The following is a 26,517-nucleotide window of genomic DNA, read 5'->3' as shown; positions in this document are numbered from 1 at the left end:
GGGATATTGTTTTGGAAGCCCGTCCCTGCCAGGGAGGAAGAATATGAGCAATGCTTAGACCCCATGGCGGTACCGCCTCGCGAACCTGCTGCTTTCAGCCGCGCGGGCTCTAGCTTTTTGCGCCTGGATTCCCTCTTCCCTCGAGATTCGCAGCGCATCATCTAAATAACCCAGTTTGATAGCCGCATGGGTAAACGTCACTAGCAGCTTTGGTACTTCGCCACCGCGCATCAAAGTGATAAGCGTGCTGCAAATCGGTTCTTGATAGGTGTAAGGATCACCGAAAACATGCACCGAATGACCCCTGTGCTCTGCGTCTAAATCACGCTGATAAATACCCTTTTCATCGCACGTTCCGGTATAGAATTGCCTGCAGTCAAGGCAGTAGACAAAACATTGGTCACTCATGATGCGTACTCCATAGTCCTTGAAGTAGCATCGGCGCGAGCCAGACGGCGAAGATGCTGAAGATAACGCTCCTCCTCGGTAAGCGCTAACTCGGTTAGATGCGTTTGCGCCTGCAGCAGCGTGTCACAAGCAGCGCAACGCGCCTTGTGATCCAGCACCGCCTGCCACATACCCGCCTCAGCCTCATCCGCGAGTGCTCCGGGGTCGGATGGGGCGGCTTCGGGGGAGGTTTCGGGGTGCTGCGGGTGGCGCAAGCTGGAAGCGGTAGGGCAGGCGGGAGCGACTGCTTCTTCTGCGCGGCGCATGAGTTCGGAAGCTGTTATATTTAAGCATTGGGCTATTTTTCCGAGTTCTGCTCCGGAGAAGGGGGTGTGATTGTTGAGTTTGGCAGAGAGTGTTGCGCGACGATATTTCATTTCATCGGCTAAGGAACTGACCGTTTTATTTTGTCGAGCCATTTCTGCCCTTATTTCACCTGAAAGAACGACCTCAAACCCCTTGTACCGGCTTCGGTTCAACTTGTTCATGACCCCATAATGAACCGACTTCGGTACGTTGTCAAGTTAGCGGCGGGTCGTGTCCCCGTTTTTAGTATGATTACCGTATGTCTGCCCGGAAAAAACCTGTTGAAGATCTAGGTCGAAGCGTTGCTGCAGTGTTGCAAGAACAGACCAGCCTCATGGGATTGTCCTATCGGGCGATAGCTAAAGCTGCTGGAATGTCTTTGAACCGAGTAGGAATCATTTTTCGCAACGAGGGGCCAACGATTAACGTTGACGAGATTGTGCGTATGGCAACTGCGCTATCTTTGCGTCCGTCCCAAGTGGTAGCAGAGGCAGAAGCACGAATATCTGGATCTGCTCCGTCCGCGAGCGCTCCGGGAGTAAGTGGTTCGGGAGCCAGGCAGGGAGCGGGTGCTTTTGGTGTTGGGAATGTTGCGCGGCTTGATTTTGGTCGCAGTAACAGCAGGGTTGCCCGTGAGGACTTGGAAGAACTAGAGCCCTTTGCGTGATTTGAGTGATTGGAATGGTAATGGTTGAGGATTGGCGCTATGGCTCGTAAACCTAAACCCGTAGACGGCCTAGACAAGGCGTGCAGTGCGCTACTGCGAGAGCGAGCGAAGAAGAAGGGGCTTAGCCAGCAAAGGTTAGCTACGGCTACGGGGATTAGTCAGAACCGGGTAGGGATTATTCTTCGCGGGGAACGTGCGGCATCGGTAGGTGAAATCGCGAAACTTGCCGAATGCGTAGCCACCACTGCCAGCGCAGTAATAACACAAGCAGAAGCGCTAATAGCCGGGGCTACCCCGTCCGCGAGTGCTCCGGGGTCGGATGGCGCGGCTTCGGGGGATGTTTCGGGTGTCGATAATGTTGCGCGCCCTGATTTTGGTCGCGGTAAGAGCAGGAAAGTCAGCGAGGACTTGGAAGAACTAGAGCCCTTCGCGTGATTTAAGAGATTGGAATGGTAATGGTTAAGGATTCGGTAGAAAACCAGCAGCTAGAAGAAGTAGAACAACAGATCATCGAGGGAGAATCTCGTCTTTCTTACTATGTTTCGGAGTACACGCTGGAGTATTACTCGGACAAGTTAGAGAACGGAGAGATTGTTATCCCGGATTATCAACGAAAGGATATTTGGGATGATAGTACGAAAACTCGGTTTATAGAGTCGTTGTTGTTAGGGATTCCGGTTCCGTTCTTGTTCTTATCTTTGGACAGAGAAACTGGGTTGTTGGAAATTGTTGATGGTTCGCAGCGTTTGCGTACTATTCGGGATTTTCTACATGACCAGTTAGTTCTTGGTCCTATGAAAGTTATTACGGCGGGCGAGGGGTTGCGCTTTAGTTCTCTGTCTGTGCCCAGGCAGCGCAAGCTCAAGAACTATTCGCTGCGTAGCATTATTTTGGAGGATGGGGATTCGGAGACACTTGCGGATCTGTTCGACCGTATTAACACCTCTGCTGAGGTAGCCAAGCCTCCTGAAGTTCGTAAAGGCGCTTTGAGCGGCCCGTTCCAGTCCTTAGTTCAAGAGCTTGCGCAAACAGAACCTTTGGTTTCCATGTCTCCAATGTCGAAAAGATTAGCCAATCAGGGGCGCCGTGAAGAGTTGGTAGCAAGATTCTTCGCGTTCCAATACGACTTATCCGATTATCGCGACCGAGTACAAGATTTCATATACACCTACACAGAACGCATGAACCTCGCTTTGACGAAGAACCCAGATATAGAAAAGCAGATGCGGGAAACCTTCACAAACACTATGGAGTATATAGACCAGGCGTTCCCGTATGGGTTTAGGCGAAAACCTGACGGAAACTTCACCCCCAATAGCAGGTTCGAAGCGATAGCAATTGGCAGCGCCCTGGCATTAAACTCAGGCAGAGAAATAATCCGAGATTCACAAGATATTGCAGACTTCTTGGAAAGCCGCCAGTTCAAGGAAGTCGTGCGCGCCGATGGAGCCAACGCTAAATCAAGACTTCTAGGAAGGATTAATACAGTTAAGGACTTCCTCCTAGGCAGTGATGCCTAATGGAAATCGCGTATAACGTGTTTCACGAACGCAGAAACGAAATAAGCGAGGCTCTCGATATAATCACCAAACTTGGCAAGACAACACCCCCTAACCCCCAACCACTGGTTACTCAGCGGGCAGCAACCCTGGTCATGGAATACACCTGGATTGAAGCCACAATAACGGAAGCACTTAGAGCTGTAATCCGTAAAGTTAAAAAGGATCAAGTCCGCACCGAGAACCTCAACCAATCGATACAACGCCGCTTTCTAGCCGCACAAACAGCAGATTCCATGCCCAAGCTAAAACATCTGGCTAAGTTCACCACAAAGATTCAACGCCTATCGGCCTATCTGGATGGCGAAGCTATCCCCCCGGAAAGCAGCTTCCCACCTGCAAAATACGTCAAATTCCTAATGAAGGACAGCGGAAATATAGACCACGAAGCAATCGATAAAATCTGTAACCATCTGGGTTTAAAATTTGATAAGAAAATCCACGAACACTACACAGAACAAAAAGCGCTCACCCACGCACAGGAATGCCTTACGGGACTAAAAAATGACCGCAATCGATTAACACACGGCGAAGTAAGCTTCAAAGAACTAGGAGCTAACCGCACCGAAAAGGATCTAAATGACACTTTTAGAATCATCGATGAATACCTGTACGCAATATTGGACATATTCAACGATTACCTAGAGAACCAAGAATACCTAAACAGCAAGCAGTGACGCCTGAAAAGCCTCACCAACCGCCTTGCCCAGTACCGGGGGAACCGCATTTCCAATAAGGCGCCCTATCTGATCCGTTGCCGCCATCTCTCCGGGAGCAAAACTGTACCCCTGCGGAAAGCCCTGAAGCAACGCACCCTCCCGTAAACTCAAAGCCCGATCTTGCGAGGGATGCCCAAACCTTCCAGTCCCGTAATTAAAAAACTGCGTAGTAATAGTGGGAGCCGGTTCATCCCAACGCATTCGCCCATACACGCTCGCATAAAATTTCCCCGAACTCTTCTTATGACAGGCAGCCAATAGCTTTTTATCTTCCCAATCCCTCCAAGTACCTCCCGGGATTGAAGCCTGGATACGACGCAAATTAAGCGCAGACAAACGCGCTGACCGATGCAAGGGGTCATGACCATCAGTACCCCCTGCATCAATAGGGGTTAAACCTCCGATTACATCCGCAACACTTGTGTAGTTTCCCTGTTCTAAGTCACCCTCTGGAACAGATACAGCTCCAAGGCGAGAAGCCATCAAGACCAGACGCCGCCGAGATTGCGCCAAACCAAGCCTACGCAAGTCAATAACGCTGTAAGAAACGTGATAGCCCGCCTTTTCCAGCCCAGCAATAAACGCAGAGAACACAGGCGAGGCGCTCAGACCTGGAACATTCTCCATAGTCACAAACTCTGGTAACGTCTCTAACGCGAGACGCTCAAACTCTTCCAACAATCGCCAACGCGGGTCAGAGCTGCCTCCCTGCCCACGCTTACGCATAGTCGAAAAGGGCTGACAAGGAGCACAACCCGCGAGTAGTCTGACATCTTGAGGGTGCTTGTTCCAGAGTTGTTGTAGATGGTTTCCTGAGACGTCTTTGACATCAGAGAGGAAGAAATCGGCGTTAATGTTATGGGAGTAGGGGTAACGGCAAGCCGGATCTAGGTCATAACCGGCAAGAACGTTAATACCGGATTGTCTTAGCCCTAAGCTAAGTCCCCCTGCCCCGCAGAACAGGTCTATTGCTGCGATTGTTCTTGCCATACTCAGACTCTACTATCTTTCATTGACTTGTCCGCGAGCGGGACGGGCGAGCAGCGTTCCAGTCATCTATCGTTTTGGGTAGCCAGCCGTGAGTAGCGTTAGTAGTGGTTCCAACGATCACATCCGGGGGTGGGAGCATATTCTTTGCGCGGTAAGAGTACAGGGTTCCGCGTTTTATCCCGATTCTTTCTGCCACGTCCAGCGCGGATAGGTAGCGTTTTGGTTGTTTAGTCACGGGCTTTGTCCTGCCGGTATCCGATGGCGGTAAGGGCTATCCATGCTGCTATGAATAGCCAGGTGTACCAGCGTAAACCGGTTATCCGTGTTGCTAGAGCGATTATCAGCAGCGAGAGCGCCGATACGGTCATGTTTCGGGTCACCATAATATTCCTTTCCAGGGGTAAGTCATGAGATGCTAGGCGGTGAGGGGTTCAAGATAGTTCGATTATTTTGAACCCCTCACCTTTGTTTGTCAGCCCTTGCGGTGCTTACCGCGTTTTTGTGGTTTGCGCTGCTGCCATATCGCCACCCCTTGCAGGGTTAGGCTTGCAAGCATTAAGGCTGACATCACCCAATCGGCTAGCCTCATAGGCATCACCCCTTTTTAGTTATCAATCAACGTGTTCTCCTGAACACCCTTTAAGTATAACATGATATCCATCTACTAGTAACAGTATTTACCCACATATTTCCCTAAATTTTTAGAAATCGGCTACGCCTAACTTCTATTAAGTTTGCTGAGTGATCTATTGGCGCTCTGGCTCATGCTCGCCGCCCGGTTCCACATCGACAATGGTGACACCACCCGGGGAGCTGGGAGAAGATTTTGAAACGCTGCGTAAGTGTGTTTGCCCCTCAGGTCGAACACCGAGAAAATCCCCAGACGCGCCGCTCCCTTCTTAAGATCCTGCATCAGCGCTTCTCCTGCAATATTTTCAAGCGATTCAATAGAAGCTGCTGAAGCGCTGACTGTGCCCGCGCTTGGCTGTAGGTCGCTTCCAGCCGCTCCCGCGACTGCATCGCCGCTTGGTCTATCTCCCTGTTCCAGTTCTCCAGACCGTAGGTTGGGAAGATGTTCACCCTCAGCGTCTGCCTCATTGGGAAAATGCCACCGCTCGCCATTGCCTGCCACTTCCTCTCCTTACTTCATAGCGTCACGCCTTATTACATCTTGTCGCTAATCCCTAGAATACCCAGCAAACAGCGCAGGCGCCTTCACCACACCTAAACCTCTATACGCGAATCCATGCGGGCAGTTAGCGCCCGGTCACGCTCCATGGTTGCGTGCTGATAATGCAGCGCAACCTCCACATCCACATGCCCGCCGCGCTCGAGCAGTTCCGCGAGCGTTGCGCCCTGCTGGGCAAAAATCGTAAGCCCGGTATGGCGCAGATCGTGGAACACGAACCATTCCATGCCTAGCTGTTCGCGAGCGCGCTCGAATGCGCTACGAATCGTGTTGTGATGTACCGGCGTAGCCGGGTCGGTGGTTCTGGGGAATACGGGAGCCGTGGGGTCTTTTGCCACCCAGGTGGACAGGTGTTGTTTGATTACCGGGACGAGGGCGGGCGGAATAGATATCTCGCGGCGCCCCGCTTTGGTTTTCAGGTCTGTTAAAGCCCCGCCCATTTTCGAATTGGTCTGCCGAACAATACGCACCGTTGCCAGCGCTGGGTTATCTAGGTTAGTGAAATCGCCGCGCTGCAGGCCGCAAACCTCCCCCATGCGCATAGAGCACCAGGCGCCCAGTAGGACTGCTAGGCGTAGCCGCTCAGGCATCTCAGCCGCCAGTTCCTTGACTTCCTCGGGGGTTGCTACTTGGCGGCGCTCGGGGTCTTTTACTGGGTCGAATACTGGCCAGGTAACCCGGTTCAGCTCAGAGGCGTCCATGTATCCGCGTTTTGCTGCCCATCGCAGTACCGCGCGGGTTACGTTCAAGGCGTTAGCGGCTGCGCCCGGCTTTAGATCCTTAGAGGTCTGCAGGCAATAGGCTTCGATATCGTTACAGGAAAGCTCCCCTAAATCCTTATCCCCTAGTTTGTCCAGGGGGTAGCGCAGCTTCGAGGAATAGGTATAGAGGGTAGAGCCTTTACGTCCAGCGGTCTTTAGGCGCTGTAAATGTTCTTGGGTGGCGTGAGCGAAAGTAACCAACTCGTTATGATCATCTGGGGAGCGGAACTCCCCAGAACGGATATCGCGGCGCCGCTCCCCTAGCCAAGCGTTCGCTTCCATCTTCGAGCGGAAAGAACGCGAAACTCTTTTACCCGTATCCGGGTTAATAAAAGAAGCCAGGTACGAGCGCGCGCCCGATTTCAGCTCCCGAGTCTTTACCGAACCAAAGCCACGCCGCTTGCTCAAGATCATCACCACCAAAACGAGTCCCACTCGAGTACCACTTAAGTACCACTAGATTCTACCCGTTTTAGTCCTTTTTTGTCTTTCTTTGTCCGTCCGTGCCTTTCGGTTTCCACCCCGCCAGCGGGCTATCAGCGCAGGTTAGGGAGGTTAAAATAAGAAAAAGCCCCGACCAACGCGGGGTTGGCCGGGGCGGTTTGTGGAGCTAAGGGGATTCGAACCCGTGAGGGCTGGCGCGGGGAGGTAGCGAACGCGGGTTGAGCGTTCGCCCGCGCCAGTGGTTTTCGGAGGCTGTGCTCCGAAAACCCTTGCTGGTGCGTAGCACCGCCGAGTCCCGCTAGCTCCACCACTAGGACGCTCATTTTGATACAAAGTGAGCGTCCTTTTGTTGTGCCCGGATGGGCGGTGGTTTGGCTTGTCAGAGTGGGTTTGTGGGGAAGGGTTGGCCTGCTGAGTGGGTGCAGGAGATGGTGGTTAGGGGTCTCCTGAGTGTCGAATCTGGGGTCAGGAAGGCGATCTCGAGTGTCACGACTCCGAGGGCGTCAAAACGTATGGCACTCCGTCAAAAAGTATCGGCGCTCGTCAAATTGTTTAGGCTTTTCGTCGGTGGTTGCGGGTTATAGGACATTCTTGTTGCTTTTGTGGGGGCTTTTCGTTGGTGTGGTGGGGAAAGCTCGTGGTTCAAGTTGGTTGGGGTAACTTGAAGGTCGGACAGAAAATGTTGCTATGAGCGGGGTTTTGCGGCTTTGTAGCGCGGGAAAGTCTGCATTGAAATTGGGCCGGGCATTGTATGGGGATGAATATTTCTTCGTGCCCGGTGTGTGGGCAAGGGGCGTGGTTGTAGAACTACGTTGGTTGTAGTCGCTCGACTTTCTAGTTGACGGTGAAGAATTCACGTCTTGTTTCACGGGAGTTGAGAGGTATCGCGCACGCTGTTGAGATATTAGCCAGTTACGCTCTGAACGGTATTCGTCTTCGGTGTCATCAATCTTGCGCTATCATTGCTGTGCGTAGCCCTAATCAGGAAAAAAGGGGATGAGAATTGCACACAAATGCACCTCTCACCCCTCATTTCTTTTGAAACGCTAGAACAAGACCCCTATTCTTGCCCTAGCGTTTTCAACTACTTTGCCGGTATCTGATCTCCTAACAGTTTGCGGTAAACATCATTACTGATCAGCTCGTCGTGAGTCCCGTGAGCAACAATCTTTCCAGCATCAAGAACCACGATGCTGTCAGCAATTCGGATAGAAGCAAGCCGGTGAGCGATGACTATCGTGGCACGTCCCGAACGTAACTGCTTCACGTGAGCCGCGATTTGAGCTTCGAGGAACGGGTCGATATTCGCCAATGGTTCATCAAGAATCAACAACTCAGGGTTACGCAAAATTGCTCTAGCGATACCAATCCGTTGCCGCTCTCCTCCAGATAAGGTTGCTCCTCGATCACCAACTCGAGCATCTAAACCACCCAGAGATTCAACAAGATTCCCAATTTGTGCCGCTTGGAGTGCCTGCCACATGTCGTCATCGCTGGCTTCAGGGCGAGCCAGCGCCAGATTATTACGGATAGATCCAGCGAAAATATGACAATCCTGAGGGATCAGCGCCAGCTCTTGCCGGTAGGTATCAGGCTGGCGGCCACGCAGATCAACCCCGTCAAATCGCATTACCCCCTGGTCAGGATCAAGGAAACGCATTACCAGATTAGCGAATGTGGTTTTACCGGCACCTGAGGCTCCAACAATCGCTATCGAGCATTCTGGGCGCACGGCAACAGAAACGTCTTTTAGCACCGTGTGATCCTCATAAGCGAAAGACACTTCCGACGCTACCAGTGACCCTGCCTCACCAGAGTGTTCCTCAACCTCAATCGGCTCGCTCGGGATAGGGTCTTTAGCATCAAAAATCTCATTAATCCGCCCAGCACAGGCACCGAGTTCCCCAAACTTACCCAGCATTCCAACCAGAGTAAGAGCTGGCGCAGTGCTCATCCCTGCCAAAACAACAGCAACTGGCAACAAGGCACCATCAAGCTCTCCATCGAGTACTCGACCGGTGAGAATAATCAACAGAAGCGTCGAACAAGCAGACGTCGAGATTCCGGCATATGCCCCTTCCCAAGCCCGTCGCAGAGCCTGACGGTTCATTACTTGCTGTACTCGCCGCGTCAAACCGTCAATAATAGTATGCTGCTTGGCGACCATTCCTAGAGAACGTAACTCTCGTTGCCCCTGGATTGAATCGAGCACAGCGATCCGCAAATCAACCAGAGCATGCCTTAGTGCGCTCCCTTGCTTTTGCTGAATAGGTAACAGCAAAAGAGGCAGGCTGATCATGGTTACCACTGGGAACACCATAACCAACCCAACTGGACCGATTAGCCAGCATAAAAATGCAATGAAAATCGATGGGCTAACAATTGCGCAAATAATGGTTGAGGCGGTATGGGCATAAAACCATTCAAGTTTCTCAGCATCATCCATAGCTGCTGAGGCCACATCACCGGTGCGCCTACCAGCTAAGCCGACCGGAGCGATTCGCTTAATTGCTTGGTAAATGTGAACCCGGAATGTATGCAAAATCCGGTAAGCAACCTCATGCGACCACCACACTTCAAGTAAAGTTGTCAACCCATGAGCCGCAACCAGGCCTAATAAAAGTCCGACTAGACCGGATATCTGGGTATTCACATCTCTTAGGAACTGGGTTGAGATCCACACCGATGTCACGGTAACCCCAACCAGAGTGATCTGAGCCAACGCTGTCACAACGGTAGAAGCTACAAACAACGGCAGGCATTCACGCAGTCTGCGCATCAACCGCACCATGTGCGAAAGAGTCTGAGCCATACTAGTTTTCTCCTTTCTGTGCCGCTACTAGCTCAGACCATGCCGAGCCAGGATCTTTCGCTAATTCACTAGGGGCACCTGTACAGCTCACCTGACGATGCGCCAAAACCACGACTTTGTCAGATTTCGCTGCCGTATCTATCCGGTGCGTCACCACCACAAGAGTTAGTTCAGGATAGGCAGCTCTCAATTCACTTAGCAGTTGATGCTCTGTATAGGTATCAAGCGCTGATGTTGATTCGTCCAAAATCAAAATCTGTGTACCGCGAATTAACGCTCTTGCGATAGCGAGACGCTGTTTTTGTCCACCCGACAGGTTTTTCGCATGTTCAAAAATCTCTACATCCAAAACACTGTCAGCAACCGAATCCGAGCGAAGGCAATGCGAAGGTCGCTGCTCTGCCAAACGATTGTCGTCTAAGTCGCCATCACATTCGACGTGTAAGTTATCTGCGTGAGCAATAGTCAAAGCCTTCATCATGTCGGCCTCACTAGCCTGAGGATTGGCACTCAGTAAAATCTCGCGGATAGTGCCGGGGAAAATAATCGGCTCTTGCGGAACAAGGGTCACCAGCTTGGTTACCTCATCAACCGATGGCTGTAACCCAAACACCTTGATATCGCCATTGGCAGGCTGATCATAGCCAATCAGCAGCCCCAATGCAGTTGATTTACCAGACCCAGACAATCCCACAATCGATGTCGTTTTACCCGTTTCAATATCGAAGCTCATCTGCTCAATCGCCGGCTTGCTGCTTCCCAAATATGTGTAGGTGACGTTATCAAAAACTATCCCCAAACTAGGGTTAGATACTGTCTCAATTACCTGACCGTGCTCAGGCTGGTCAGACTCCTTATCGTCTGGCGGGATCCGGGTGAAAAGCTCATTCATTGACGGCAAAGCTGAGATACCGAAAAATGACTCATGCCAACACGATGAAAGCTGGTTAAACGGCCGGAACATTTCAACGGATAGCAACGTTACAAAGAACAATTGCCCAAGTTCCATACTGCCGGTGCGCACCTGGGCAATCGCTATGAGCAAAGCTAATGCAGGGCCAAGTACTTTCATCATCCCACTCAACCCTGTCTCGCCCAAGGAAAGACGAAGCTGACCCAAGGTAGAGGTCAACAGCTCACGAGACTGCCGATTTAACCTGTCGCCATAGGAATCGGCAGCGCCAAATGACTTCAAAGTAGCCATGCCCATCATTGCGTCAATGAAATCGGCATTTAATGTCTCATACGCAGCCCAATGGGACTGCCCGCGTTCAGCCAATGCTTTATCCCATAATCTGGGAATCGCTACTACGGCAACGCCGCAGACCAGCAACACGAGCGCTATCCACACGCTCACGCGGGCCAAGGTAATAGTCAAAACCAAAGCCGTCATAGCCGTGACAGCCAACTGGGTGAAATACTTGACAAAATAAGGCTCGATAGCTTCCACACCGTCAGTGATAACAGACTGAAGATTCCCTGAGCGGCCAAGCCCCACCCGCATCGGACCTTGACGATCCAGTTCTTTGAGCAACGAACGGCGAAGATTGCCCTTCACCACCAAACCCGCCCGATTTTGTACTAACTGGCCGCACACATCAATTAAAGGCCGTACTACAAGCAAAACGGCAATCACGGCGATAAGGGGGACAATCACTGAAAAGCGTCGCAGCCCCAGCAGTTCGGTAAACAGGCTTGCGTTCAACCAGGCAGCTGCCACGTACAGGGCAGACACAACCATTCCTATCACAATAGGCGGAATCAACAGCCATACCGTCAGCCCTGCCGCTGCCATAACGCGTCGTTGTTGGGTAAACATCCTTCTCCTTCTATAACGACACCACGTCTAAGCGTGCGGCATCGGGAAATTATTAATGCATTCTTCGTCCAGAGGCTTTTCACGCCACCCCAGTGTGACGGCCTCATTGACCACAACGCCGTTACCAAGATAAGGGAATGCAGCTGGCGTGTTGCCAACAGTTCCCGGTACCAGCGTCCTAATGACTTTCAATCCGCACGATGCTGCATCTGGTGAAGTAATGTCAACTACAATGACACGTTTGCCGCGATTGCGAACTATCTCTAAATATGTCTTCAAGGAAGAATCCGGCAGTTCATTTACTGTCTGAGGATCTCTTGCTGGCGTAACATCAAGCAAGGGTGCAACGCGATCTACCGCTCTTGGGTCAAGAAAAACTTCCTGCTGGACTAATAAATCATCAACATCTTTGAGATCTGGACGAAAGTCGTCTAAGTAGCGCCTGTCCTCACGCCATGCCTTATAGGATCGTCCTGGTAACAGTCCGTCTCGTATAGCCGACCAGTGAATACCGTTGGGGTTTTTCAAGTCGTGCGCTCCTTCTTGGAGAGTGAGCGCCTCACTCCACGCTTTCAATGCGGCTTCGGCTAACGTGGACCGACAGGAAAACCCAACGTGAACCAGCTTGGATGTGTCGTTATGAACTACACCTGCCGCCACAGGAACATTGAACGTGTTATCTAAATGAATCAGCGCCGGGCGCAGATTTTCTTGAGCCCCTTCGAATAACGAAAGCTGTGCCTGGCTAAGTCTAACGTGTGGCAGTGGCTGTTTATTAAGCCACCACACCATAGTGGCATGCCGTTCTATTACCTCGCTCAAACCAGAAAGGATAGCTTGTTCTTCGGTTATCCCGGCAGCCACACCTGCAAACGCCGGAAAATTAATACGCGGCTGATGCCGATTTTGCCGTATATGCCAGTTGACATAAACAAGCGATGCTGGGACATAGACTGCACTGTCATCATCTAAATATCGTCCTTCGACCCAGCCAATTCTCACATCGGCAGTCAGAGGTTGGAAGGGAAACCCGGTGGTTTCATACTGCTTTGATGAGAAAAGCACCAGTTCGCGAGGGTCCAACGCCGGAAACCCACGTCTGATTAGTTCGTTATAACTGGCGTATTGTACTGGTTTGAGATCAATTAGATTAGAACAGTATCGTTCCACCGACTCTCCAATCGCAGCGTAAAAGTTCTGGTCACGAACAATCTCGATCTCATTTTCGCTCACTTGCGAAGGCGCAACACTTGAGCCTTGACAAAACACGGTATTAACGTAACCAGACATTTTTGATAAATCAGTAGTTCGAGCCTGTGTTGTTACCAAAGTCGGAGGCATGAGGGACGAATGTCTAACCGTAGTTAATTCTCTTACGACACCATAGAGTCGGTCTACAAGAAACGTGGGGGGATGAACTGGTCTCAGTTTATCCGGCGGATTAACAAAATTGATTGGAAGTACGGGATGGATGAGGAGATCGGAGTTCGGTTTAACTTCCCAGACGGTATCAAAAACGGAACTCTGATTTTGATCGACTTGTTCATCAGAGCAGATATGGCTAACCAATTCGGCACATTCTTCTATCAACGTAGGAGACTGCGTGATAAATTCGAGAAAGCGCCCACGTAATGCAGGTTGCAAGGACGCGGCAAAAACCTCCTCGTTTATAGAGTTTGCGCGTTCCCGTGCCAGGCAGTCGCTGTAGTTCGCGCCGCGACCTTCGACAACGACTGGTCCTACTCGAAGTGAACACCCTTCATAATCGATGGGGATCCAAGATACATTTGATTCGTTGAGTGCCTGCAATTCGGAATCGAACAGCATCCGCGATTGAGTGGATCTGCATACGACTAGAAAACCCCCATGAAACACCTCATAGGAGCATTCTCTGGGATTTCGATCCGAATAGGCACATTTAACCCCTTTGTTCAGTAGTGCGAGCACTAGAGCCTTTCCGAATGACTCATCTCCGCAAACGAGAACGTCTATCGGACCATGTGCTTTCGGTACGGTCATTTTGCTTGCTGCTGTCGGTGGTTTTTTCAGTGAAGTGTGTTTAGCGAGCGCTGAGTACAAAGGAGTTCCGAGAACTTCACTTGTACAGCGTCCTTTTGCTTTATCGAAAACTTCAGCGAGGGATACAGCATCAGCTTGAAGTATAAGCTGAGTCCCATCGGCGCAGGTTAACAGGGTTCGAGATTGATCTAAAACTCTTAGTTCGGCACAAATACCGAGCAGTTGGCTTTCCATTCCAGTCTTTCAATTGATTTCATAGCTGGTCTGACGCTGGCATCTCGCACCAGTGGCGAGATGACCAACGCCAGCGCCAGGCCTTATGCGGTTACGACCACGCGATGGTGCTCGTAGTCCGAGCGTGATGGCAGTGAGGAACCGTGATTTGGTCGGTGGATTCCTCTTGAACTTCGACAATGACGAGATTTTCCATCATCGCCTCCTTTCTGGTTGTGGAGTGAGAGACAGACTTGCCTCTAATCATGTACTTAGGGTAGGCTACCCTAAGTACATGATATGACAGAAGTTACTCCCGAACAACCTCACTTAGATGAAGAACCGAAACGACTCCAGCAAACAACCTGATGCAACACGTACCCGAACTAGTCCGCGCGTGGTCGGACCAGTTCGGGTACGTGGGTCCATCCGGGTGTCGCACGGTTTTACCATGTTTGTCTCTTGGCGGATTCGAGAGAAAAAACGGGAAATATATGGGGGATGGATTGACGCTAACTGCGCGATTGCGATCCTAGACGACCGTGGCGTGCGAACCTATCAAGCTGGGGAGTTCTTCCCGCCAGGTTGCTCTATCGAACCCGTGGAAGATTCGATACATGGCTGGGTCATGAGGGTGTCGTCTTTCCTGCTCCCGGAAGTGCAATTCGCTATTGAGGCAGATGGCAGCTTAACCGAGATTTCATCCACACCATATCCTTTTTCCGTAAGCGTGAAACACCGCCGCATCAACTCGGTATCTACTGACGGGACACGTATCCCAGTTGACTGTTATGGCGAGCTTGAGCAATGTAGCCCTACATTTGTTCATGTCTATGGAGGGTTTGGTAAATCCAACACAAGTTTCTTTTCCTCACAGATTGCAAGCCGATGGCTTGACCAAGGATTCAATATAGCGCTCATCCATACCCGAGGCGGTGCAGAGTATGGAACTGCTTGGCATGAGCAAGCACGCCTTCAGGGACGTGCGCTAGTGCGTTATGACGTTGAGAGCGCTATCCACACCCTACAGGATCAAAAAGTCTGCACACCACAGCAAACATTCTTACATGGTATGTCTCATGGAGCACTTGTTGTTGCATCTACTGCAATGCATTCTCCCAGCCTTGCAAGCAATTACTTGTGCCGAGTACCCATAGCAAATACGCGCAATATTCATATCGACGATCTCAGCCATAAATGGATTACCGAATATGGCGATTCCAGAGTGTCAGATTGGGAAGCATTTATGAAAAAAGAAGATCCGATCGCAGTTTCGATCAACGGTTCTTTAAAAGACACCGCTTGGTTCATCTCAGCTTACGTAGACGATGAGGTGACACCTGTCTCTCACGCCGATTTGCTAGTTGAAAAACTCCGAGCAAACCTAGCCGCAGTAACCTACTACCGTTATTCGTCACCAGGAACACATCAAGGTGCCGTATCTAGTCAAGTTCGACAAGAGCATTCTGATCAGTTTTGGGACTATCTCACCACGCAGGCAGGTAAAACGAACAAGCTGTTCTGCGAGCCTGCCCTCGCAGGTTCTCATGCGCGTTGAGGAAGTGAGATAAAGTGTTAGGTACTCGGCTACAACGTTCTCTGCTCTTAATCGCACTTCTTGCATTGGTCTGCGTCTGCATAGTGTTTGGCATTTCTTTTGGCGCTACTGATATTTCAGTTTCTTTGGTAGTACAGGCTATTCATGACATGTTGGGTGGCACTGTTGACGGAGCGGATCAACAAGTTATCACGGAAATTCGTTTGCCGCGTGTTTTGCTGGGATTTGCAACAGGAGCTGGGCTGGCTATGTGTGGGCTTATCACCCAGTCACTATTGAGGAATCCATTGGGTGACCCTTACATTTTAGGTATCTCATCTGGAGCATCAACTGGAGCTGCTCTTGTCATTGTTTTAGGAAGTTCTCACGTATTTCTTGCTTCACTTGGTGTCACAGTTGGGGCTTTTCTCGGAGCGCTTCTTGCTATGGTTTGTGTCGGTTTCCTTGCTAGTGCTGGAGGGCGTATCACTCCAGCACGGATTATTTTCGCTGGTATGGCTGTTAACTATTTTTTCTCAGCGCTCACGAGTCTAATCACGGTAACGGCCAAAAACGCTGCTGGGGCAAAGTCTGTTGTGTTCTGGATGCTCGGTTCGCTCACCTCAGCATCATGGAATGACGTATGGATAGCGACCATTTGTACAACACTTGCCTTCGTATTGTTCTTTCTTATGGGGCGTCGCGTTGATGTGCTAAATCTCGGGGACGATTGTGCAAGATCCTTGGGTACAAACCCTCGCATTTACCGGGCTTTACTCATTTCAATCATAGCTTTTACTGTTGCAGTTCTCGTCTCGATAACTGGAGCAATCGGGTTTATTGGGTTAGTCATTCCTCATCTTGCCAGATTGCTTGTTGGATCAACTACTAGAAATACGCTACCCGTGGCTATGTTTTCTGGCGGACTTCTCGTTGTCGTGGCAGATTTGTGTGCCCGTCTAATTATTCGTCCAGCAGAACTACCCATCGGAATCCTCACGGCCTTAGTGGGCACGCCGATGTTGATGGCTTTAATCAAGAAGAACGCACAATAACCAAAGGAGAAACAATGCGACAAAGTAAAAAACTGACTACACTGATGACCTCGGTTGTATGCCTGGCTATGGGGTTATCTGCATGCTCATCAGCGCCGTCAGGTCAGACATCATCATCGTCAAATCAGTCCAAAGGGATTACAGTGACTAACTGCGGCAAAGAACAGACTTTTGCTACCAGTCCATCAAGGGTTGTCTCACTTGGCGTCACTGGACTTGCATACCTTGCTGCAGCAGGGGCAGAAGACAAGGTGATTTTGCGAGCAAACGAATGGGGTGAAGAACCTGCGGCCTGGATGGCTGGTAAGGTTGATAAAATTGAGGCAATCCAAGAACCAATTTCCATGGAAGCTCTTATCTCCAAAAAGCCAGACTTAGTATATGGCGGAGGTTTTGAATCAGGCGGGCTATCCCCAGATGCAGTACTAGAAAAGAAAATTCCCGCAATCGTTGACGCACCAGAATGTCACTACTTCTACCCTGATCAAAAAGAAAATGAGTCATTCAATGCGATTCTAGGTGAAATAACGACAATTGGGAACTTGTTAGGAACACAAGAAAAAGCCAAGCAAACAACTGATGATCTTAAATCCAAAATAGACCAAATAGCTAAAGAAAAGCCAGGACAAGGTCGCAGCGTCTCTTACGCCTACTACTACGGTGAAGACGAAGGACTCTACAGTTACGGAACCAAAGGGGTCATGGGAGAAATTTCAAAAACTTTGGATCTAAAGTCTGCTATCGATCCAAACTATCATCCCCATCAAGGCCCAATTGCGGAAGAAGCTTTTGTCAAGTCCGACCCAGATATGATTATCGTCCTCCTGGGAATGGGCGGGGCAACTAAAGAATCAACCATGGCGCGTTTGGAGAAAATCCCTGGATACAAAGACATGAAGGCTGTGAAGAACAACCAGATTTTCTTTGCTGAGTCTGCAATTGCCTATGCTTCGCCCACAGCACTATACGGCACCATTGAACTCGCAGATCAAATCCGCAAATAGGAGAAACCGTGAACGATTTTCCTTTGACTGTGACAGAAGCAACCGTAAAATTTGGCTCCTACACAGCCATTAACCAGATTTCATTTCAAGTAAAGCCTGGAAATATTCTCGGTATAGCAGGACCCAACGGCTCAGGGAAAACAACACTACTGCGCTCCCTATTTGGAGCGCAACCCCTTAGCACAGGAACAATTGCACTCGAAGGAAAACCATTACATAAAATGCGAGCATCGCAGATTGGCAAGAAAATATCTGTGGTATCGCAATTTGAGCATGACACTGACCGGATGCGTGTGGAGGAGTTCGTCCTTTTGGGACGAGCTCCTCACCGCACCGATTTCCAAGGCTACTCAGATACCGACTATGAACTTGCCAGCCAAGCACTACAAAGAGTCGGTATGAGTAATGTCAAAAACAGGTATTTCACAACACTTTCAGGCGGGGAACGCCAACGTGTCCTAATCGCTAGAGCTTTAACTCAACAATGTCCATGTATGCTTCTGGATGAACCAACTAATCACCTAGATGTGAAATACCAGCATCAGGTTCTTGCTCTCGTACGTGAAGTCGCACCTACAGCAGTCATTGTCCTGCACGACCTGAACCTTGTGGCACGATACTGCGACGAAGTTATCGTCATGAAGCATGGCTCAATAGCTTGCCAGGGTTGTCCGGCAAACACACTGTCTACAGAACTGATCTCTGATGTCTACGGAGTAGAAGCCATCGAAGTGTACGATGGGGAAATTAAACAGTTCATCTTCCGATGAACAGCTCGTAATCACTTTACCGCTAAGAACCCCTCGAAATTTATGTATCTAATAGCGGGAGTTACTTTCTCAAATCCTACATCGTGCAACAATTCAATCATGGAAACGGTAGATTCGGGTTTAATAACACCGTAAACACTTTCAGATTTTGTTACGACCTGTTCGGCACTCAACCCGTTAAAGGTTTTAAATCGTGAGTAAAGTAGCAGTGCAAGTTCTTGAAAAAAGGCATCCTGCTGAAGTATTTTCGAGTACGTAAAAAATGCTCCGCCCTCTCGCAGGCTTTCGTATATTTTCCTAAATAATGCACGTTTCGCGGAGCGATTCAAAAACTGTGTTGTTAGAAAATCAACGACAAAATCGCATTTATCAAACTCAAAGTCTTCTAAGTTCGCTTCTATCAACTCAATATTGTCTATCCCGGCACAGTGTTCGCGAGCTTTTGCAATCATTTCGCTCTCGCAGTCGAGACCTATCCATTTTACCGATCGTGTTCGAGGATTATGACGGGCTAGCTTTTTAATGAGTTCACCAGTGGAAACACCGAGCTCGTAGGCTTTTCCTTTTGGAAGCAAAAAGCAACTGGCCAACTCGGCTGCCATGAAATGTCCCTCGTCGTACAAAGGCACAGATTTGCGGACGTGACTTACAAAAGAATTTGCGACTCCATTAGAGAATGTCCAATATCCATTCTGGACTTCTATCTCTGTATCAACCATGGACACGTCTAGCCCTGATCTTGGAGGAAATGCTTGGTTAGTCATCGCGGCACTTCCGGTAAACTCGAATCATCGTAGGTGAATCCTCAATAATCGGAGCTCTATCCCATGACTCGTAAGCGTGATATAGTTCTAGTCCGCTATTAGACGCCATTATGTCCAACTGATCAGCAGTACAGTAATGTGATGCCGAAGTGTGAACTCTGGGCGCTTCCCCATCGTTAAAAATAAGATAAGCATTCAATAGTAGACGCTGTGTAGGATTATGTATTTCACCTGCAGCAATAACCGAACCTTTATCAATTTTAAGTGCTTTAATGTCTGAGTCACCGAAAGGATAGCCTTCTGAACACATTAGTTCGATGACAAAATAGCCTCCCTTCTTCAAATGAAGAGATGCCCTATCGAAACAAGCCTGTTGAGCCTCATCGGTCAGTAACATGTGCAGTCCCCAGGAAACAAAATATACAAGATCGAAATCTTTGGTAGCTAAGTCGAAACTTTGAGCGTCGCCTTGAATTGCTTCAACTGAGCATTCGGTATCATTTTTTTCAAGATATTTAAGCATGTGAACAGAAGTGTCAATTCCGGTGACTTTGACGCCGCGTGCAGCTAGTGGAATTGCTACACGGCCACTGCCGATTCCGATCTCCAAGGCTCGACCCCCAGGAATTAAAGAAGCTAGGAAGTCGGCAGTCGCTTGCGTAGTTGGACGCTCAGAAAAATAGGTCTGCCATAAGTCTGACCATTCGCTGTCGTAGATGTACTTGTTCATTCCATCTAAATCGATTTTAGGATTCAGCATTACACCTCCAGTAGATTAGGTTAGCCTTACCTAAGCATACTATAGCTGATGTATCTTTCGCCACATTCTGACCAGACTCACAGGAGGTCACCAGATGGGTGCGCGCCCTCAGTAGTTAGCCTAAGTTAGGGGACGCATCGCGCGAACGTCTATCTAGTTCGCGCTGTCTCGTGCTGAGCCTAGCTTTGGACGAAGGTTGGAGCTAGTACGCTAATTCCAGCTTTGGCTAGTTCATAGATGAGATTGACGTTCTTGACGGCCCAGTGGGTGCGGTTGAGCTCGTTGAATTTGTCGTTGCCGGATAGGTCAAGTTCTTCGAGGAGGTCGTTGATGCGTTGTTGCGGGATTTCTGTTAACGGGACGTATTCAATTTTGATTCCGCGTACACCGTTGCGGATGTTCGTGACCGCAGCAAAATAAGCGACCTGCTCCGTGCTGGCCTTACAAAAGTCGTCGTTCTCGTTCATGATGAGCGCGGGGTAGGTCTTCAGCATCTCAATGACGTCTTTGTCGAGTTTGTTCAGCTGCTCGCGATTTGTGGGGCACATGTTTTCAATCAAGGCGCGCTGATGATCCATAGGGACCGATCGGGCGTTCGGAGCAAAATCTGGAGTTACGATCAGCTGGTAGTAGTCGCTACTTAAAGCAACCTGGATGGCAGGTGTTCCCGCAGTCCCGAGGGGTGTTGGCACCATGATGTGGATAGGGGCGTTGATGGTACCTGCGTGAGCAATCTGAATACCGTTTGACCCGAGCTGATTGAGAACCATTGCGTTTGGCGGCGCTGGCTCTACGGGTGCGATCTGTCCTTCTGGCATCACAACCTCCTGCCAATGTTAAGTGTGCCGACTGAACCAATTTGCTGACTGTTCGCCCCGTATTGGTTGAACACGACGTGCGGTGTTATTGCGCGAGTCTTCTCGAAATCGGTATCGGCCAATACCAATCCTGCCAGCCAATCCCAGACCAGCCACCCCAAGACTTACAGACGCTTCACTATTCGAGTGGGAATGTAGGTGGGATTAATTCTCGGAGGCTGTGTATCCCCAGAACAGCTCCGAAAATCCTTGCTGGTGCGTAGCACCGCCGAGTCCCGCTAGCTCCACTTCGTTGGCGCAACACGAAGTGTTGCTGGCACTGGAGATTTCGGATTCTTATGCCGTCGGGTCTGCTAGACCGATCCGTAGCGGCCGGTAGTGGGGTCATAGGTTAGAACTGGGATGCGGACGGATACTCCGACGGTGCCGTCGATAAAGTAATGCGAGAATCCGTCAAAGTAGATGTCATGGAAATTTTGGTCACTTGCTAAAGCGTAGGTTCCGATGTGACCGGCAATAATATCTATCAGGAACGGTCCGGTAGTGGCGGGGAATTTGTTTAGCATGATGTCTTCGGAAGTTCCCAGCTCCCAGTATTCCTGCGCGTCCTCGTCGATTCCGGCGTGAACAAACACCTGGGTTGGGGTTTTCCAATAGCTCGGCAAGTTTTTCAGCCAGCGCACCAGCTGAGGATATTGGGCGTGAATCTGGTCGCGGATCGCCTGCAGGGCTGTCTCGGGATCCCTGTCTGCGAGTTCGGTTTTTACCGCTTCGCGGTCTACCCCGTCTAAAAAGCTCAGTAGAGTCTCGGGGATATAGGTGGTTGTCGCCAGGCAGTCCCGGGTAGTCAGGAAGTCGATAAGCCATTCGTCATGATTCCCCTTGATGACCACTACATTGTCTGGGTAGGTAGTTTGTAGGTCGTAAATGCGTTGTAATACTTCGCGGCTATGGGGCCCTTGATCAACATAATCACCAAGAAAAATCAGCCTGTGTGATTCGGGGTCGCCAGTTAGGGTTGCCTCCAAATCGGGAATACGCTTCAGCGCTGCTTCCAGGGCGTCCAAGTATCCATGTATGTCACTCATCGCGTAAAACATGGTTTTCTCCTTGGTGCTATTTTACTGGGAAACTAATACTGTTCGCGGTTTTTGCGGTGACGAACAAGAGATTTCCTGCTATCAGGCTATGGGGACTGGGTACTACTTAATGGTAAGTCAAAAACAGTAAAACGGAAGAAATCTGCCGTATTATTTCCGGAGTTTGTAAGCTAGGAAAACATTAGTCGCAGCTAGCTTTTTGGAGGAGTCATGGGCAAGGTAACCGCAGTTGTTGGCATCGGGGGAATGGGTACTACCGTTCTCGACGTTTTCACTCACAAGTTTGCGAAGGAAGTCGCGGCAACGGGAACCTCGGTGCGAACCATTGCCCTGAATCGGCCGCAGGACAGCCTAGATCAGGCGCAGGCTCAAGAAAAGATTGCGTTAACCAGCCTCGATATTGAGGGAGATTCCGAGGTTGACGATGATCGCTGGCAAGAAGTCCTTAGCTTGCATGCGGGTGAGATTCGCGATGCGCTCAACGGCACCAGCGCTATCGTAGTACTCGCAGGGATGGGGGGATTTACCGGCTCTAGCGCGGCACCTTTTGTAGCCGAAATCGGCAAAGAATTGGGAGCCAAGGTTTCTGCCGTGGTGTCCATGCCCATTCCTTTCGAGGGTGAAAAACGTGCCCAGAAAGCGGCAGCGGCACATGCAGAACTTTCAAAATTTGCGGATCAAGTCGTGACCGTATCTGGAGAAGAACTGCTGGCTAAGGCAGATTTGGGTGCTTCCTTAGATCAGGTTTATGGAAAAATTGATGAAGAGCTTGCCGTTAAGGTGGCCGAACTGATCTAGGCAGTTTAGTCCTACTTAAACTTTTTTCCCAGCTACTGCGTTAGTTGGCTGTTTGTCGCGGCTAGGCTCATATTCCGATGCCGCTGGCAGGTCTTCGCAAACCCTAGGGCACCTATCTGGAAAGCACCTATTTTTTGTCTCCCGTAATCGGCGGCCGGCAAACCAGAAGAATCCTGCGGGTAATACGGAAAAACTCTTCCGGTTTTAGCGGGAATGAACTAGCCTTGGTCTATGGGTAACAGCGAATCCAAAAAGTCTCAGGCAAAGACGCAACGCGGTTACGCGCTCGCTATTTTAAAGTATTTGCTGGAAAATACCAGTCCTGATCAGGGAGTGACGGCGCTCAGCCTGGCCCAAGACTTCGCCAGCGGGGATCTGGAATGGAACCCTCCTGAAATCTCGGAGAGAACCGCGCGCGAATATCTGAGTCACCTTGGGTCTTGGGAGGACCGGTTGCCGTTCGGAATTCGGGTTCAACAGTTCAAGGATTTAAAGGACGAAATCCCGGTGCCTCCAGGGGGAAGGCGCACCGACTGGTTTGCCACCGCCATTATTAGCCCTGCCCAAATGCGAGTGCTTGCCGATGCGCTGCAGATGTCACGATTTTACCCGGATGATGTCGCCGACTTGCGCAGCCTACTGGCATCACTGGCGGGTGTAAAGCCAGAACACCTCGAAAGCGGGCAAATACTTTTCCCAGATCGCCCCATGTTCAGCGGGGTGCCAGCTACTCTGCTTGAGCTTGATAGCGCTGTGAGTGGGGGGTACAAAATTCGCTTCTCCTATAGCCACGTGGCGTTGCGGCCAGAGGCAGAGGGGCGCCAGGCGCCAGGGAAATACTGGTCTCCGAATCAGCGATCTCGACGGGGAAAAAAACAGCGATCAGAATCTAGCAGGCTCAGAGACCAGGCTGTTTTGAAAGAATCCGGGAAAAAGTACGAGTTCTATCCCTACACCACGGTTTTTAAAAGAGGGGACTACTACCTGCTTGCGGGCGAAGATCCGCACCCGAACGAAAATACCCGGATATTTCATTTCGTTATCGATAGGATCAGCGATATCAAGATTTTAGAGGGCACTGCGGACAGCGTGGATAGCGAAGATTTTGATTTCGTTAGGTACGTAAATGAGCGACCTTACTTTTTTAGCGGGCAGGCGGTTGACGTCATATATAGGGTAACCGGCGGGCTTGACGGCACTTTTTCTTGGTTCCCAGATGCACAGGTTGTGCCCGATGGTGACAGTGACTGCTACCGAGTACATGTGAGGGCTCAACCAAATGCCATGGTGTGGTGGGCATTGCAGTATGCCGGTTCTGTAGAAGTGCTTTCCCCGCCGGAGCTGCGGGAAGAAATCACTAAAACATTGGAAGAAACCTTACGGAAATACCAGAAGAAAAATAAGTAATCTTGATGTGGTGATCCGCTATGGCTTTGCGTCCTCCTGTATAGAAAAACACCCGGATGATCCAAGATTCTTTGATAGACACTACGTTCGTTGCTATACAAAGTTAGCTAAGTCCGACTATTCTAATCCCCAAAAATGCGTTGAGCGAACTAACTCCACTTTCGGGCGGCAACCAAAGCAGTAAAATTTATTTTAGGAGGATATTGAGTGAAGATTTACGAATTTGAATGCTTGGATAGTCTCGCACGAGAGTTGTGCCGTCAGTTACGCCCAGGTCGCAATATTGTCGGTATAGCGGGTCCTCCCGGCTCTGGGAAATCCACGTTAACGCAAAAACTCGTTGATTATTTAGCGGAGGTTTTAAACATTCCTAGTGCATATTTGCCTATGGATGGATTTCATTTTTCAAATGAGATATTGCGGCAAAAGCAGCTTCTAGATCGTAAAGGTGCGCCCGAAACCTTTGATGTGAACGGATACCTAGACTTGCTGCAACGGTTGCGGGCAAAGGTAAACTATTCGCTCTTTGCCCCTACCTACTCGCGCTCGCTGCACGAGCCGATTGCGGCTGCTATCGAGATCAAGCCAGACACTCAGGTTGTTGTCACTGAAGGGAATTATCTGGCCGCAAATAATGGCGGTTGGGAATATGTTAAAGAAATGCTAGATATCCTCTGGTATTTAGATACTGATACTTCTTTACTGAAAGATAGACTTATTGACAGGCAAATGGCTGGGGGACGCTCTCGAAAACTCGCGGTCAAATGGGTAAATGAAGTTGATTCTCCCAATAAAGATATTGTTGAAACAACCAAGTCCGAGGCAGACGCGCTAATCAGATTACTTTTCGATATTTCGGCAGAAAAAAGCTAGTTTCCTTCCAACCAATTACGGGTGCCGAAGGATTGAATCGATAAAGCCGCGATCCGGCTCGCTTTGGAAAGCGCATCTAAGAAAGTATCAACAGTAAGCTCTTGCCTGCCCAGGGCTTTTACGAAACCTCCATGGAAGAAGTCCCCGGCACCAAGAGTGTCTACGGCTGTTGTCTGGCGGGGTTTCACTGTTCCGGTAACTCCATCCGCCGAATAGAGGATCTCTTTGCTACCTCGAGTAATCGCTGAATATTTGACCCCAAATTTTGCTAGATAGTCGAAAAGTTTGCTGGAGCTGCGACCTGCGGCAAATGGCTCCGAAACAATGGCAACATCGATAAAAGGTAAAAGTTCCTGGGTATAGCTTTTAACGCTCCCTCCATCTAAAACCGTGGTTACTCCTGCATTTTGGGCACGCTTTAGTACCTCTAGGGTGAGATCGGTTTCGTAACCATCGGTTTCCACAATGTTGAAATCCTCGACCTCGATAGCAATCGCGCTAACAGCAGGGGCGATCTTTCGCTGGTCAGTAGCAGATACTACCGCTCTATCGCCAGTTGATTTAGTTACTAAAATTGTGGCCACGGTCGAGGACGTGTTTCCAGGTAGTGCGGATGCCTTAACGCAGACATGCTGTTTTTCGAGGTCTTCGCGAATCAGGTCACCAATGCGATCATTTGATATCCGGGTTACTAGAACCGCATCGTCGCTATTTTCTAAGCCTTGTCCTAACTGTGAATATCCGTGTGCGAAAGCCACCGCAGCATTCGTGGCAGGTCCCCCTGCGGCAAACGCGAAATCGAGGGCTCTGATTTTTTCATTTTCTGCCGGGAGCTTTTCCACTAACTGGATCACATCGAGCGTTGCGAGACCTACAAATAACCCCTTCGTCACTTTTGATCACTTCCTCGCGTGCAGCGTGTTTCTTTTCGCAGCTAGCGCTCTTAACCCAATAGTAAAGTCTTGCTCCTTCGTAACTTTAACAGCATTGTTTTCCAGGTTTCGGTATACCGCGAAGCTCCGGCACGCTTACGCGGGACTATTGGGAGATTAAGCCACCACTAGCTTGCGGCGATTTAGGCGTAACGTAACGTCGGCGCTGCGGGCAAGTTGGCGCGAATGGGTCACCACGATCACGCATTTGCCCTGTTCATGAGCGGCCCGCTGCAAGATCTCGATTACTTCGCGGGCGGTATCCTCATCCAGGTTCCCAGTAGGTTCATCCGCCAAAATAATCGGAGCCCCCGACACTAGCGCCCTGCCGATAGCTACCCGCTGCTGCTGACCCCCCGAAAGCGCCATAACGCTGCGCCGCGCCTCCTTTTCAGACAGCCCCAGCTGGGTCAAAGTATCAATCCCGGCTTTCCCATTCACCAGCCGCAAGTTCTCTAGTGGCGTCAAATAATCAATCAGATTATAGTTTTGGAAAACCAGCGAAATCTGCTTTTTGCGGTGCTGAGCATAGCCAGTCTCCGCAATATCGGTACCATCAAAGCGCACTGCCCCGGAGGTGGGTTTATCCAATCCGGCCAGCAGGTTCAACAGGGTGGATTTGCCGGCTCCTGAGGCACCTACAATCGCATAGAACTTCCCGGTCTCGAACTCGGTGCACACGTCCGACAGGATCTGGGTGCTGGTTCCCGGATACACATATTCAAGGTGGTCTAACTGCAAAATACTCATAATC

The 26,517-nt window shown here is 50.1% G+C and carries 27 protein-coding genes; 11 read left to right on the top strand and 16 right to left on the bottom strand.

All coding sequences use genetic code 11. From position 1 onward, the window contains the following. Positions 1-54: 54 nt before the first annotated feature. Both KO216_RS09145 and KO216_RS09140 read right to left on the bottom strand, forming a co-directional pair. The gene (locus tag KO216_RS09145; RefSeq protein ID WP_215523890.1) at positions 55-408 is read right to left on the bottom strand and encodes a hypothetical protein; all 354 of its coding nucleotides are present in this window, start codon (positions 406-408) and stop codon (positions 55-57) included. Beyond that, positions 405-866, bottom strand: a complete 462-nt coding sequence (locus KO216_RS09140; protein ID WP_215523889.1) for a helix-turn-helix domain-containing protein — start codon at positions 864-866, stop codon at positions 405-407. The genes KO216_RS09145 and KO216_RS09140 overlap by 4 nt, the downstream gene beginning before the upstream one ends. 146 nt (positions 867-1,012) lie before the next feature. On the opposite strand from KO216_RS09140, the gene KO216_RS09135 reads away from it, so the two are divergent. The 4 genes from KO216_RS09135 to KO216_RS09120 are packed head-to-tail and all read left to right on the top strand — an operon-like array spanning position 1,013 to position 3,656. Continuing rightward, entirely contained in the window at positions 1,013-1,420 is a 408-nt protein-coding gene (locus KO216_RS09135; RefSeq protein ID WP_215523888.1) for a helix-turn-helix transcriptional regulator, read from the top strand. A 39-nt stretch (positions 1,421-1,459) separates the two neighbouring features. After that, on the top strand, positions 1,460-1,855 hold the full coding sequence (locus KO216_RS09130; protein WP_215523887.1) for a helix-turn-helix domain-containing protein: 396 nt from the start codon (positions 1,460-1,462) through the stop codon (positions 1,853-1,855). Between the two features lie 14 nt (positions 1,856-1,869). Beyond that, entirely contained in the window at positions 1,870-2,940 is a 1,071-nt protein-coding gene (locus KO216_RS09125) for a DUF262 domain-containing protein (protein WP_215523886.1), read from the top strand. Continuing rightward, positions 2,940-3,656: an MAE_28990/MAE_18760 family HEPN-like nuclease gene (locus KO216_RS09120; protein WP_215523885.1), complete on the top strand. Its 717-nt coding sequence runs from the start codon at positions 2,940-2,942 to the stop codon at positions 3,654-3,656. Before KO216_RS09125 ends, KO216_RS09120 begins: the two co-directional genes overlap by 1 nt. On the opposite strand, the gene KO216_RS09115 is transcribed toward KO216_RS09120, so the two are convergent. From KO216_RS09115 to KO216_RS09080, 8 genes are all read right to left on the bottom strand, one after another. Continuing rightward, positions 3,639-4,688, bottom strand: coding sequence for a DNA cytosine methyltransferase (locus tag KO216_RS09115; RefSeq protein ID WP_215523884.1), 1,050 nt, complete (start codon positions 4,686-4,688; stop codon positions 3,639-3,641). The genes KO216_RS09120 and KO216_RS09115 overlap by 18 nt on opposite strands. Positions 4,689-4,707: 19 nt before the next feature. Continuing rightward, on the bottom strand, positions 4,708-4,923 hold the full coding sequence (locus tag KO216_RS09110) for a helix-turn-helix transcriptional regulator (protein WP_215523883.1): 216 nt from the start codon (positions 4,921-4,923) through the stop codon (positions 4,708-4,710). Then, positions 4,916-5,071, bottom strand: a complete 156-nt coding sequence (locus KO216_RS09105) for a hypothetical protein (RefSeq protein WP_215522639.1) — start codon at positions 5,069-5,071, stop codon at positions 4,916-4,918. Before KO216_RS09105 ends, KO216_RS09110 begins: the two co-directional genes overlap by 8 nt. Positions 5,072-5,406: 335 nt before the next feature. Then, positions 5,407-5,820: a hypothetical protein gene (locus tag KO216_RS09100; RefSeq protein WP_215523882.1), complete on the bottom strand. Its 414-nt coding sequence runs from the start codon at positions 5,818-5,820 to the stop codon at positions 5,407-5,409. A gap of 92 nt (positions 5,821-5,912) precedes the next feature. Beyond that, a complete protein-coding gene (locus KO216_RS09095) occupies positions 5,913-7,073 on the bottom strand; it encodes a tyrosine-type recombinase/integrase (RefSeq protein WP_215523881.1) in 1,161 nt (386 codons plus the stop codon). Between the two features lie 1,093 nt (positions 7,074-8,166). After that, on the bottom strand, positions 8,167-9,894 hold the full coding sequence (locus KO216_RS09090) for an ABC transporter ATP-binding protein (protein ID WP_215523880.1): 1,728 nt from the start codon (positions 9,892-9,894) through the stop codon (positions 8,167-8,169). Position 9,895: 1 nt separating this feature from the next. Beyond that, positions 9,896-11,713: an ABC transporter ATP-binding protein/permease gene (locus KO216_RS09085; protein ID WP_215523879.1), complete on the bottom strand. Its 1,818-nt coding sequence runs from the start codon at positions 11,711-11,713 to the stop codon at positions 9,896-9,898. 27 nt (positions 11,714-11,740) lie between these two features. Then, the gene (locus tag KO216_RS09080; RefSeq protein WP_251452035.1) at positions 11,741-13,966 is read right to left on the bottom strand and encodes a YcaO-like family protein; all 2,226 of its coding nucleotides are present in this window, start codon (positions 13,964-13,966) and stop codon (positions 11,741-11,743) included. A gap of 430 nt (positions 13,967-14,396) precedes the next feature. On the opposite strand from KO216_RS09080, the gene KO216_RS09075 reads away from it, so the two are divergent. The 4 genes from KO216_RS09075 to KO216_RS09060 are packed head-to-tail and all read left to right on the top strand — an operon-like array spanning position 14,397 to position 18,311. Beyond that, entirely contained in the window at positions 14,397-15,503 is a 1,107-nt protein-coding gene (locus KO216_RS09075) for a prolyl oligopeptidase family serine peptidase (RefSeq protein WP_215523878.1), read from the top strand. Positions 15,504-15,517: 14 nt separating this feature from the next. Continuing rightward, a complete protein-coding gene (locus tag KO216_RS09070; RefSeq protein WP_215523877.1) occupies positions 15,518-16,537 on the top strand; it encodes a FecCD family ABC transporter permease in 1,020 nt (339 codons plus the stop codon). A 14-nt stretch (positions 16,538-16,551) separates the two neighbouring features. After that, entirely contained in the window at positions 16,552-17,541 is a 990-nt protein-coding gene (locus KO216_RS09065) for an ABC transporter substrate-binding protein (protein WP_215523876.1), read from the top strand. 8 nt (positions 17,542-17,549) lie between these two features. Further along, entirely contained in the window at positions 17,550-18,311 is a 762-nt protein-coding gene (locus KO216_RS09060) for an ABC transporter ATP-binding protein (RefSeq protein WP_215523875.1), read from the top strand. Between the two features lie 11 nt (positions 18,312-18,322). On the opposite strand, the gene KO216_RS09055 is transcribed toward KO216_RS09060, so the two are convergent. From KO216_RS09055 to KO216_RS09040, 4 genes are all read right to left on the bottom strand, one after another. After that, positions 18,323-18,913 (bottom strand): methyltransferase domain-containing protein, encoded by a 591-nt coding sequence (locus KO216_RS09055; protein ID WP_251452031.1) that lies wholly within the window; start codon positions 18,911-18,913, stop codon positions 18,323-18,325. A 154-nt stretch (positions 18,914-19,067) separates the two neighbouring features. Then, positions 19,068-19,835 (bottom strand): class I SAM-dependent methyltransferase, encoded by a 768-nt coding sequence (locus KO216_RS09050; RefSeq protein WP_215523873.1) that lies wholly within the window; start codon positions 19,833-19,835, stop codon positions 19,068-19,070. A 179-nt stretch (positions 19,836-20,014) separates the two neighbouring features. Continuing rightward, positions 20,015-20,653, bottom strand: coding sequence for a hypothetical protein (locus KO216_RS09045; RefSeq protein WP_215523872.1), 639 nt, complete (start codon positions 20,651-20,653; stop codon positions 20,015-20,017). A 353-nt stretch (positions 20,654-21,006) separates the two neighbouring features. Continuing rightward, positions 21,007-21,753, bottom strand: a complete 747-nt coding sequence (locus tag KO216_RS09040) for a metallophosphoesterase (RefSeq protein WP_215523871.1) — start codon at positions 21,751-21,753, stop codon at positions 21,007-21,009. Between the two features lie 210 nt (positions 21,754-21,963). Between KO216_RS09040 and KO216_RS09035 the strand changes: the two genes are divergently transcribed. The 3 genes from KO216_RS09035 (at position 21,964) to KO216_RS09025 (ending at position 24,831) form a co-directional block, all read left to right on the top strand. Beyond that, a complete protein-coding gene (locus KO216_RS09035) occupies positions 21,964-22,551 on the top strand; it encodes an FtsZ/tubulin family protein (RefSeq protein WP_215523870.1) in 588 nt (195 codons plus the stop codon). A gap of 231 nt (positions 22,552-22,782) precedes the next feature. Continuing rightward, positions 22,783-23,958: a helix-turn-helix transcriptional regulator gene (locus tag KO216_RS09030; protein WP_215523869.1), complete on the top strand. Its 1,176-nt coding sequence runs from the start codon at positions 22,783-22,785 to the stop codon at positions 23,956-23,958. 207 nt (positions 23,959-24,165) lie between these two features. Continuing rightward, positions 24,166-24,831, top strand: a complete 666-nt coding sequence (locus tag KO216_RS09025; RefSeq protein WP_215523868.1) for a nucleoside/nucleotide kinase family protein — start codon at positions 24,166-24,168, stop codon at positions 24,829-24,831. On the opposite strand, the gene KO216_RS09020 is transcribed toward KO216_RS09025, so the two are convergent. Next, a complete protein-coding gene (locus KO216_RS09020; RefSeq protein WP_215523867.1) occupies positions 24,828-25,724 on the bottom strand; it encodes a PfkB family carbohydrate kinase in 897 nt (298 codons plus the stop codon). The two genes, KO216_RS09025 and KO216_RS09020, sit on opposite strands and share 4 nt — an antisense overlap. A gap of 156 nt (positions 25,725-25,880) precedes the next feature. Further along, positions 25,881-26,513: an ABC transporter ATP-binding protein gene (locus tag KO216_RS09015; RefSeq protein WP_215523866.1), complete on the bottom strand. Its 633-nt coding sequence runs from the start codon at positions 26,511-26,513 to the stop codon at positions 25,881-25,883. Positions 26,514-26,517 lie beyond the last annotated feature (4 nt).

Source organism: Varibaculum prostatecancerukia, from assembly GCF_943169825.2.
GTDB classification, from domain to species: Bacteria; Actinomycetota; Actinomycetes; order Actinomycetales; family Actinomycetaceae; genus Varibaculum; species Varibaculum prostatecancerukia.
Note: the sequence above shows the minus strand (reverse complement) of the source record. Positions and strands in the feature narration are given on the sequence as shown.

Bases quoted from the DNA above. Each gene is read 5' to 3' on its own strand.
- KO216_RS09145 (WP_215523890.1), bottom strand. From the start codon at position 408: ATGAGTGACCAATGTTTTGTCTACTGCCTTGACTGCAGGCAATTCTAT.
- KO216_RS09140 (WP_215523889.1), bottom strand. From the start codon at position 866: ATGGCTCGACAAAATAAAACGGTCAGTTCCTTAGCCGATGAAATGAAA.
- KO216_RS09135 (WP_215523888.1), top strand. From the start codon at position 1,013: ATGTCTGCCCGGAAAAAACCTGTTGAAGATCTAGGTCGAAGCGTTGCT.
- KO216_RS09130 (WP_215523887.1), top strand. From the start codon at position 1,460: ATGGCTCGTAAACCTAAACCCGTAGACGGCCTAGACAAGGCGTGCAGT.
- KO216_RS09125 (WP_215523886.1), top strand. From the start codon at position 1,870: ATGGTAATGGTTAAGGATTCGGTAGAAAACCAGCAGCTAGAAGAAGTA.
- KO216_RS09120 (WP_215523885.1), top strand. From the start codon at position 2,940: ATGGAAATCGCGTATAACGTGTTTCACGAACGCAGAAACGAAATAAGC.
- KO216_RS09115 (WP_215523884.1), bottom strand. From the start codon at position 4,688: ATGGCAAGAACAATCGCAGCAATAGACCTGTTCTGCGGGGCAGGGGGA.
- KO216_RS09105 (WP_215522639.1), bottom strand. From the start codon at position 5,071: ATGGTGACCCGAAACATGACCGTATCGGCGCTCTCGCTGCTGATAATC.
- KO216_RS09090 (WP_215523880.1), bottom strand. From the start codon at position 9,894: ATGGCTCAGACTCTTTCGCACATGGTGCGGTTGATGCGCAGACTGCGT.
- KO216_RS09085 (WP_215523879.1), bottom strand. From the start codon at position 11,713: ATGTTTACCCAACAACGACGCGTTATGGCAGCGGCAGGGCTGACGGTA.
- KO216_RS09080 (WP_251452035.1), bottom strand. From the start codon at position 13,966: ATGGAAAGCCAACTGCTCGGTATTTGTGCCGAACTAAGAGTTTTAGAT.
- KO216_RS09075 (WP_215523878.1), top strand. From the start codon at position 14,397: ATGTTTGTCTCTTGGCGGATTCGAGAGAAAAAACGGGAAATATATGGG.
- KO216_RS09065 (WP_215523876.1), top strand. From the start codon at position 16,552: ATGCGACAAAGTAAAAAACTGACTACACTGATGACCTCGGTTGTATGC.
- KO216_RS09055 (WP_251452031.1), bottom strand. From the start codon at position 18,913: ATGGCAGCCGAGTTGGCCAGTTGCTTTTTGCTTCCAAAAGGAAAAGCC.
- KO216_RS09050 (WP_215523873.1), bottom strand. From the start codon at position 19,835: ATGCTGAATCCTAAAATCGATTTAGATGGAATGAACAAGTACATCTAC.
- KO216_RS09045 (WP_215523872.1), bottom strand. From the start codon at position 20,653: ATGCCAGAAGGACAGATCGCACCCGTAGAGCCAGCGCCGCCAAACGCA.
- KO216_RS09040 (WP_215523871.1), bottom strand. From the start codon at position 21,753: ATGTTTTACGCGATGAGTGACATACATGGATACTTGGACGCCCTGGAA.
- KO216_RS09035 (WP_215523870.1), top strand. From the start codon at position 21,964: ATGGGCAAGGTAACCGCAGTTGTTGGCATCGGGGGAATGGGTACTACC.
- KO216_RS09030 (WP_215523869.1), top strand. From the start codon at position 22,783: ATGGGTAACAGCGAATCCAAAAAGTCTCAGGCAAAGACGCAACGCGGT.
- KO216_RS09015 (WP_215523866.1), bottom strand. From the start codon at position 26,513: ATGAGTATTTTGCAGTTAGACCACCTTGAATATGTGTATCCGGGAACC.